Origin of the sequence: Mycobacterium sp. (genome assembly GCF_052144515.1) — a bacterium.
GTDB lineage: Bacteria > Actinomycetota > Actinomycetes > Mycobacteriales > Mycobacteriaceae > Mycobacterium.
The window spans coordinates 1-2,549 of the sequence record NZ_JBKQQD010000161.1; the positions used below are offsets into that span (position 1 = coordinate 1).

General features: G+C 60.7%; 2 protein-coding genes. Both read left to right on the forward strand.

Translation table 11 applies throughout. The features are described from left to right. The coding region (locus ACLP9N_RS10390; RefSeq protein WP_442407327.1) for a hypothetical protein at nucleotides 1-295 on the forward strand (295 nt) is incomplete at its 5' end. Then, nucleotides 295-2,549: BREX-2 system phosphatase PglZ (gene pglZ, locus ACLP9N_RS10395; RefSeq protein ID WP_442407328.1), on the forward strand; the 2,255-nt coding region annotated here is incomplete at its 3' end. The genes ACLP9N_RS10390 and pglZ, both read left to right, overlap by 1 nt.

Below are 2,549 nucleotides of genomic sequence, written 5' to 3' on the forward strand. Positions count from 1 at the left end.
GCAGGTTTTCGGTGAGGTTCGAGAAGCTTTGCGGAGCGACGAACATGCGCTGCAACTCGCGCCGGCCTTGAGGGGAGCCCAGGCCAAGGCAGTCCAGTTGCTCACAAAGCCTATTCAGGTGCCCACGTTGCCGCCAGTGAAGCCCGGACGACGTGAGATCCAGCGAGATTCGAAGGAAGGTTTGACGATCGCAGAAGCCGAAGCGTGTCTCTCCCGGTTGAGTCGTGACTTGAAGCCTGAACAGACGGCGCGGATCAATCTGGGCTGGGTGATCGAGGAAGGTGGTGAAGCCTGATGAGCGCAACGACGCCGACTTTCTCGCAGATCAAGGCGCAGGTCACAGCGATTCACCAGAAGCTGCCCCATGCTCGTACGATTGGTATTCATGCGGCGGGGCGATGGACAGGGGAAGCAGAGCGACGCGACGGAACGCACGTGTACGCGATCCACCAGTGCGATTCGCCGCTGGCGATGAGGGTGGCACTCCGTCTGCCGATCGAAGAGGGGGCTACCAAAGTCCTCATCACCCCCCTCGATGAAACGGATCTGGGAAATGACATTCTGCTCCGGCTGGCCAAGCGCAGACTTTTCCAGATCGACTCCTGGCAGATTGTTCGGTCCCTCTTTCAGGCGCGTGCTGTTGATCCCGGATTGACTCGACACGGCTGGATCGCCGACCGGCTTCTGGAGCGAATTCCGAACGAGGGCTATCCCGCGGCAAGGGGTGGTTTTCTGGATGCTGAAACGGTCTGGCCGATCTTGCTTCGACAGGAGCTGGGCCTATCGGCAGAGCCTCCCGATCTCACTCCGCTGCTCAGGTGGTCGATCGATACCGCAGCAACCGGCCGTTTTCGAGGCTTACCCGAGGCTTGCCGAAAGGGAGTGACCGAGTGGTTGGTTGAGAAGATCGGGCAAGTTGCAGCGGTCATCCTCCGTTGCGTGAGCGAGTTGGAGCTTCCTGATGCCGTGCCATTGGGACTTGCTGCCAGCGTCGTGTTTCATCCTGAGACCATGGGGAGGCTCGAGCGAGCGGCTGGGAAGCTCGAGGAACGCTACATGGGCGGAAAGACCGAGGAAGTGAGCTTGCTGCAGCGCTGGAGTTCAGCGGCCACTGAGGTTGTCCGTGCCTTGCGCCATACCGACTCGAGGGCCTATCGACAGGTCATACAGAGGGCGGATGAGATCCTCCGCGAGGTTCAGGCTGACGCCTACGCCCACCTCAGCGACATCTCGTTGCTCGGTTTTGATCAGCGGCTCGCCCGTTTCGGCCACCGACTCAGCGAAATGCTCGCACGTCAAACGTGGGACCAGCTCGATGAGCTGAAAGCCGCCGGAGACGCGGTCCGAGATCACGATCAGTCGACACGGGAGGTTCGGCAAATCGAACGAGTCGAAATGGCGCATCGACTGGTAAGATGGGTTGGAGAACGCAAACGAATTGGCGATGTACAGCCACAGTCACTCTCCGAGGCTGCCGCCGAACATTTCCGCGACGGAGGTTTCGTGGATTGGGCAAGGCTCAGCTTGAGGGCTGGCGATCCGGTGCGAGAGCTATCCGGGGCCTATGCCCGGTTGGTTGAAGAAGTGACGAAGATCCGAGACCGGCAAGCTCACCAGTTCGCCCGGCTTCTGGCTGACTGGACCGCGGCCGGCTCACCGATCCAGGAGGTCTTGCCCGTCGAGAGAATCCTGGAAGAGACTGTTGCCCCCCTGGCTGCGGCAGCCCCGGTCTTGCTCCTCGTGATTGACGGGATGAGTGTAGCTGTTTGTCGCGAGCTCTTGTCGGACCTGACTCGCCATGATTGGGTTGTCCTGGGGGAACCTGGGAGAGCATTCAATCGACCCGGCATAGCGACCATCCCCTCGGTGACCGAGTTCTCCCGAACGAGTCTGCTGTGTGGTCGTCTGCGTCAGGGTGGGGCATCCGAGGAGCTCGCCGGGTTTGCGGAGCATCCACGCCTGTTGAGCCGTTGCCGGAGCGGCTTTCCCCCCTTGCTATTCCACAAGGCAACACTCCAGGGAACCGACGATGCCGTTCTCGCGGCCGAAGTACGGAAACAGATCGCGTCACCTCAAAGGCGGATCGTGGGGGTGGTGATCAACGCTGTCGACGATAACCTGCTCAAAGGAGAACAGATCGACACGAGATGGTCGCGAGACGCGATCAAAGTACTCCCATCGTTGCTGCACGAATCCCGGCTTGCCGGTCGCCTGGTGATCCTGTTAAGTGATCATGGCCATGTGCTGGATTGCGAGGCGCAGGCGCGACCTTGCGATGGAGGTGAGCGTTGGAGGGCTGCAACCGGTAGTCCGTCATCAGATGAGCTACAGGTCCACGGCCACCGGGTCCTCACCGAGTCCCACAGGTTGATCGCGCCCTGGAGCGAACGGGTGCGGTACGGAATCAAGAAGAACGGATACCACGGCGGACTGACGCCACAAGAAATGGTCATCCCGATCGCCGTTCTGGCAAGTTCCGAAACGTATCCGCCCGGGTGGCACGAACTTCCTGTTGACACCCCGTCTTGGTGGGACGAGCCAATCGCCAC